Origin of the sequence: Photobacterium kasasachensis, assembly GCF_050336885.1 — a bacterium.
GTDB classification, from domain to species: Bacteria; Pseudomonadota; Gammaproteobacteria; order Enterobacterales; family Vibrionaceae; genus Photobacterium; species Photobacterium kasasachensis.
This window is the reverse complement of the sequence record NZ_JAKJSH010000004.1, coordinates 1,058,263-1,064,670: the sequence shown is the minus strand read 5'-3', so window position 1 is coordinate 1,064,670 and position 6,408 is coordinate 1,058,263. Positions and strand designations below refer to the sequence as shown.

Below are 6,408 nucleotides of genomic sequence, written 5' to 3'. Positions count from 1 at the left end.
GCATACAAAAAAGGCCCAGTCTTTCGACTGAGCCTTTAGTGTAGTGGCGGAACGGCCGGGCTTGCGATCAAGCGGGACTCATTCGACCGTAGGGCGACCCCTAACTCAACGCATACAAAAAAGGCCCAGTCTTTCGACTGAGCCTTTAGTGTAGTGGCGGAACGGCCGGGCTTGCGATCAAGCGGGACTCATTCGACCGTAGGGCGACCCCTAACTCAACGCATACAAAAAAGGCCCAGTCTTTCGACTGAGCCTTTAGTGTAGTGGCGGAGCGGACGGGACTCGAACCCGCGACCCCCGGCGTGACAGGCCGGTATTCTAACCAACTGAACTACCGCTCCAATTCTGTACGAAACTCGGCTTGTGCCCAATTTCTAGAATGTGGCGGAGAGATAGGGATTTGAACCCTAGATACGCTACAAACGTATGCCGGTTTTCAAGACCGGTGCTTTCAACCACTCAGCCATCTCTCCGTAAGTGCGGCGAATAATACGGGCCATAGCCAAGCTTGTAAAGCGATATTTTCAACATTTCAATCAATCGCTTAAAGCTTGAACTAAAACGTATTATAAGGATATTTATTAGGCCCGACAGCCAAACATTCCCTAAACAGAATATTTGGTGTTCTTGCCCCTCCCTTAACCTTTACTTACAGTAAAGCCTATCTGTATACTAAAATGATGTTTTTCATCAATGAGTTAAACAGTCTATGTCAACCTCTTCAATCTTAATCAGCAATGAGTTAGCAATATTAGCCTTGCTGAGCCGCCCTCAGTTGGCTCTTCCCCAACAGCAAGAGTTGAGGCAAAGAATTCAATCAGGCGTAGACAAAGCCTTATTGCGGCAATTATTTGAACAACACAAAGTGTGGGGCTGCGCTTATAGCAATGTTGTTAAATACTGTCATGATTTAATTCCTATAGAACAGCTTGAATATCTGGAAGAGAAATATCAACAAGGAGTAAAGTGCAACAGACTTTCCCTTCAGCAATTCTTTCAGATAACCTATGCTTTCAAACAGGCAAATATTAATATCAAAACTCTGAAAGGAATCCCATTAGCGCAGCATTTATATCATGATATTGCCAAACGACATTTCAAAGATATTGACTTACTTATACAAGAAAAAGATCTTACCCTCAGCAATCAACTACTCAATCAACTCGGTTATCGCTGTGAAGCAATGGAAATATTACCCGCTTCTATAATGCCTGTTTATTTCTCAGTACACAAAGACCTGACATACTGTAATAACACAGGAGTAACCCTTGAACTGCACCTCCGTTTAAGTGACTATGATTCTCAACTATCAGAACAACTCACATACTCAATTTTCTCAGCTGCGCAGAAAAATTGGGATCAATACGAGGAGTTTATCTATTTATCTTGGCATGGAACAAATACTCTGTATCACCGACTTAAATGGTTATGTGATTTAGCACTATTTATAGAGCAGCAATCTCTAGATTTTCCTGAACTCTATCGTAAAGCTACGATGGTATCCAAATGCCGAGCAGTCACAACTTCACTCGTATTATGTCACCAACTCTATAACACCAAACTCCCACCCGAGGCCATCGAGTACTTCAACAATGACAAGCTTTGTCGTAAATTAGTTAATAAATGCTTAGCTCAACTTGAACTTCACCGTCCCAACCCTTTATTAGTTTCGCTTCAAACCATCTTATGTCCTATCCTCTTTATCGAAACTCACAAGGAAAGAACAGCGGCATTGCTTCTACGATTCAAAGTCAACTACGCCGATCTCAAGTACCTCCCTATTTTGCCTTCATGGCTGCATTTCGTATACTACTTTGCTAGGCCATTTACCTTTATATGGCGTAAAGTTATTCGCCTAAATGATAAGGCTATCACTCCCCAATGAGTAAACCTAAAGCATTATTGACTGCATTTATTAATTTTTATCACTTTTCGTCGAAAGGAGTAACGCAGGCGCTTGTATTAATGATAATACAAGGGCTAACTGCTGGTTTTGGACTACTAATGATAATTCCTCTACTACAAATAATAGGATTTGACACAACCACTAGTACCGCCAATATCCTAGCATTAAAATTAGAGGAGCTATTAAGGCTATTCAACTTACAGCTGAATTTACCATTCATCCTGCTGCTCTATATCCTGATCGTTAGTACAATAGCAACACTCAATTACTATTTAGCTACATCCAAAGCTAGGCTACAGCAGGCTTACATCTGTAGCAATCGTCAGGAACTATACGAAGCGCTTCTTTGCAGTCAATGGCAATTTATTATAAGTAATAGAATGTCAGATTTTACCCATAGTCTAACTACCCAGGTGCAAGCAATAGGTCATGCTGCTCAATTAATGTTGACACTATTAAGTCAGCTAGTCCTAACAATAGTCTTCATTACCCTTTCATTAGTTATGTCCTGGCAAATGACTATATTGGCAACAAGCTTTGCTATGCTTTTATTGTTATTACTATTACCCCTCAACCGCCTTATCTATGGTTCAGGCCAAAAACAACTAAATGGATTTAAGGCGATCTTTTCATTGCTTACTGAACAACTAGCAAGCCTAAAAATGATAAAAAGCTATGCTAGCGAGCAGCAGTATGCTGAAAAAGTACTACATACTAGCCGAGAGCTTGAGCTACAACATGTCAAGGTTATCCAGGTCAATGCGATGATTCGAATGATCTATCTCATTGGGGGGGGGATAGCTTTCAGTACCTTATTTTACATCGCCGTTAACTGGTTTGCTGTACCCTATACCACCTTACTCCTTCTGCTGGTTATTTTTGCACGTTTGCTACCACTTGTTTCTTCAATACAGAGCAATTATCAGCGTTTGTTGCATCAATTGCCCGCTTTTGAAGATGTTGAAGCTATGAAGCATCGCTGTCATGCAGCTAAAGAAGCACCTTTTCACTGTAAACGAAACACTCCGATATTGAACCACGCGATACGATTAGAAAATGTTTCCTATTGTTACCCCGACAAACAAAAGCCAGTCATAGATAACTTATCGCTAACAATCAAGCGCAATCAAACCCTTGCGCTTGTTGGCCCGTCAGGTGCGGGGAAATCTACTTTAACGGATCTTCTAGCAGGTTTGTTACAGCCAGAATTTGGCAACCTTTACTGCGACGACATTAAACTCAAGGGGGAACATCTTCTAGCCTGGCGACAAGGAGTCGCCTATGTCACCCAAGAAGTCTTCTTATTCCACGACACGATACGTGCAAACCTTTGCTGGGTTGCACCAAACGCTGACGATCAAAAATTATGGGAAGTATTAAAACAAGCCTCCGCCGAAGAGTTTGTCCGCCAACTACCTGAGGGGCTTAATACTATCGTTGGCGATCGAGGTATCAGGCTATCAGGAGGAGAGCGACAGCGCTTGGCATTAGCCCGGGCAATATTGTCCAACCCTCAGCTGCTGATCCTTGACGAGGCGACGAGTGCCTTAGATCTCGATAATGAAATGAAGATCAAACAGGCACTACAGCAACTGCACGGTAAAATGACCATAATTATTATTGCGCACCGACCAGCAACAATACAGCATGCTGATGCCCTCATAGAACTAGAGAATTAACCTTTACTAAAAGTGTTATCAAAAATGAACTGAAATATATCCCCAGACGACATCAAGATGCAGGATTAATATTGTAACCAGCGTATCCCGTTCAATGTAAATAACGTTAGGAATGGCAGCCAAACGCTATTTATCAGAAAAATAGGCACGCTGGATCACTTACAAAGGGCAAGTTCCGGTGTTTTAAATAGATAGGTGGCTTCTATTGATTGCTCACGATTATTAATAGCCAGTAAACTTTCTAATCGGAGCCTAGCTTGTGTGGCCAGCCCAAAGCCATGTTATCCTCGCTGAAGCAAGCACCTTGAAGTAGTTTGAATATAAAGCCAATACCACGAAAGGCTTCGGAAGTACCTTTTTTAGATGTTCTTGTATCAGATTAAGTCGAAATTGAAGCATTTGACAGCTTAGCAACGCTTTTTTTCTAGAAATGAAGGCCGTAACGAACAATTATCAATATCCATGACACAACACTTCAAAATCGAGTTGACACAAAAAATAGGTTAGAAGAAAATATCTTTTGGTAGATAATCGTTTCTCCGTTTATTTACAATACAAGCTTAATATCAATCCTAACAATAAGGTAACAGAAATGGATAATACTAAAGAGCAACCAAAACAAGTATGGGTAACACCGAAGTTACAAGAAATGCAACACCTAGAGACTAAAAGCGGTGGGGGTGTAGGTGCTGACGCTAGCGGCGAAGCGTCCTAAATTTTCAGTTAATTACAGCTACAGCGCTTTCAAAATGAAACCTGTAGCTAGTAAGCGCTTTTACCCTCGATATAACAAATAAATCTGCCAATTGAAAAGGCTCTTTCCAACGTCATTTTCATTAATCCAGACTCCACCATCGATGCTCTGCCTTCAATTAAGCTACGTAGCATTTTCTCCATTCTCGGTAAATCTAAAAATTGGCATACTTGCTCAGATTTTTTCAGCTTCTCAAATTGGTCCCACAACTCAGAGGCTGGTTCATGAAATTGACTAGAGAAGCTAGGTGGTTGCATGCCACGACTTTGACGATGCAAAATATTCACCGGCAACACTTCTTGCATTGCCTTTCGAATCAAAGCGCGCTCTTTACCATCTCGGCAATATTCAGCTTCACCAATACCAAAACAAAATTCCACCAAGCGCTTATCCTTTGTTGGATCCCTGCGTTCAATACCTGATGCTGCGCGAAGCACACTATTTTGATCATGACCATCAAAATTTGACCGTTTTAGTAGCATACAAGTGCGATGCTCTCTACCTCCTGCTAATAATCGATAATATGGGTCACAACCTAATTCAGTAAAACGCGAGCGTATCCTTCGCTGGCGAGCGACTTCAGGGTTAAGCAAAGAGTACCACGCCCACGGCTCAACCTGGTGCTCTCGCAAACGACGATATCCGGTCCATACAGAATCCGGAACAAAAGGAATGACAGATTTTGCTATCAATTGTTTTACCGTTGCTTTTTCTCGTCTGGCTTTATTAACTGTATTAAACCACGTCCACCAACGCCGCTGTTGCAATAACTCACTGTACAGGCATTGCCCCGACCAACTGATAGTCAAATTACCCATACCGCCATTTAGCATTACTCGGATCCCTTTATCGTTAGCTTGCCTGCTAAGATCCGCTATCCAGGTAGAAGTTACATTTCGGTTAGGAAAACCCTGGCGGGTATACGTTTTATCCAGTAGTGAAAATAGATTCTGCTTTGCTGGATCAACTTCTAAAAAATTTGTTGTTATATGGATATTTTTATTAAGGTAATGTTCTTTAAATGCCTGCACATAAGGACGCTCATCAAGCTCCCAATTTTGTCGTTGCGTTCCCCGATAGCCAACAGGCGGCACTACAGTAAAGGTCTCCAGAGATTTACCTTGTTTGGCCAACTCTATCGCTGCTAAACCGGCAACACTGGTTGAATCAAGCCCACCACTTAGTTCACTTCCAATAGGATAGGCACTACGCAGTCGACATGTTACAGCCTGACTCAGCTTCTCTTTTAACGCCTCTGCATATTCACCATGGCTGGTGAAATGAATATCTTGGATATTATCTTCGAGCTTATAATATCTCTGGAGTCGAAGTTTATTCCGGCTCAGGGTTAGGCTATGGCCGGGGGGCAATCGGCTAATATCCTGATAAAAACTGGCAGGAGCATTGCCATGTAGCAACACAGCAAATTCCGCTAACTTTTGTTGATTTAGCGCATTACTAATATGAGATAATGCCAGCAGTGCTTTGACATCGTTAGCAAAGGCAAAAAAGTCCCCTTTATGGCAATAATACAGTGAACGAGTACCAAAATGATCACGGGCAATGAACATTTTTTGTTCACGAGGGTCCCAAATCGCAAAAGCGAAATCACCCAGAAGATATTCGGGGCACGCCTCTCCCCATTTATCATACGCCATTACTATCAGCTGGCTATCTGGCATCGTTTTTAGCTGGGCACTATGAATCGACAGCCTACTTCCTAATTCCTGGCGATTATCAATACGAGCATCAGCACAAAGCAATACACCAGAAGGAGCCACTAAAGGCTGGTCTTCAAAAAAGTCTTCCGGTGTAATGCGCATAAGAGTATGTATCAGGCCGATACCAGGATGCACTATGCAATTCTGGCTATCAGGTCCATAGGGATATAGCGCGTTCGACATGCGCTGTAATTCTTGTTGTTCAACTTTTTTCCCCGAGGACAGTACGATTCCGCCGATACCACTCATCTCTAATCCCTTATATTATTGGCTTTGTATCGCTGCAAGACACTAAAGTACTAAGATGCTAAACAAGCCATTATAAGGACGTTATAAAGCATAATGATA

The 6,408-nt window shown here is 42.1% G+C and carries 4 protein-coding genes and 2 tRNA genes; 3 read left to right on the top strand and 3 right to left on the bottom strand.

What is annotated here, in order from left to right; all coding sequences use genetic code 11:
* Positions 1-264: 264 nt before the first annotated feature.
* Together L4D19_RS04460 and L4D19_RS04455 are read right to left on the bottom strand one after the other, a co-directional pair.
* Positions 265-341 (bottom strand) — tRNA-Asp (locus tag L4D19_RS04460).
* A 41-nt stretch (positions 342-382) separates the two neighbouring features.
* A tRNA-Ser gene (locus L4D19_RS04455) sits at positions 383-473 on the bottom strand.
* Between the two features lie 236 nt (positions 474-709).
* Between L4D19_RS04455 and L4D19_RS04450 the strand changes: the two genes are divergently transcribed.
* The 3 genes from L4D19_RS04450 to L4D19_RS04440 all read left to right on the top strand — a co-directional run bounded on the left by L4D19_RS04450 (position 710) and on the right by L4D19_RS04440 (position 4,300).
* Positions 710-1,885, top strand: coding sequence for a nucleotidyltransferase family protein (locus L4D19_RS04450; protein WP_428451383.1), 1,176 nt, complete (start codon positions 710-712; stop codon positions 1,883-1,885).
* On the top strand, positions 1,882-3,585 hold the full coding sequence (locus L4D19_RS04445) for an ABC transporter ATP-binding protein (protein ID WP_428451382.1): 1,704 nt from the start codon (positions 1,882-1,884) through the stop codon (positions 3,583-3,585). Before L4D19_RS04450 ends, L4D19_RS04445 begins: the two co-directional genes overlap by 4 nt.
* 520 nt (positions 3,586-4,105) lie before the next feature.
* Complete coding sequence (locus tag L4D19_RS04440; RefSeq protein WP_428451381.1) at positions 4,106-4,300, top strand: hypothetical protein; 195 nt, start codon at positions 4,106-4,108, stop codon at positions 4,298-4,300.
* 47 nt (positions 4,301-4,347) lie between these two features.
* On the opposite strand, the gene L4D19_RS04435 is transcribed toward L4D19_RS04440, so the two are convergent.
* Positions 4,348-6,309, bottom strand: a complete 1,962-nt coding sequence (locus tag L4D19_RS04435) for an asparagine synthase-related protein (protein ID WP_428451380.1) — start codon at positions 6,307-6,309, stop codon at positions 4,348-4,350.
* Between the last annotated feature and the right edge of the window lie 99 nt (positions 6,310-6,408).

What these genes read in the sequence shown, in the direction of transcription:
- L4D19_RS04445 (WP_428451382.1), top strand. Translation starts at nt 1,882, where the DNA reads ATGAGTAAACCTAAAGCATTATTGACTGCATTTATTAATTTTTATCAC.
- L4D19_RS04435 (WP_428451380.1), bottom strand. Translation starts at nt 6,309, where the DNA reads ATGAGTGGTATCGGCGGAATCGTACTGTCCTCGGGGAAAAAAGTTGAA.
- L4D19_RS04450 (WP_428451383.1), top strand. Translation starts at nt 710, where the DNA reads ATGTCAACCTCTTCAATCTTAATCAGCAATGAGTTAGCAATATTAGCC.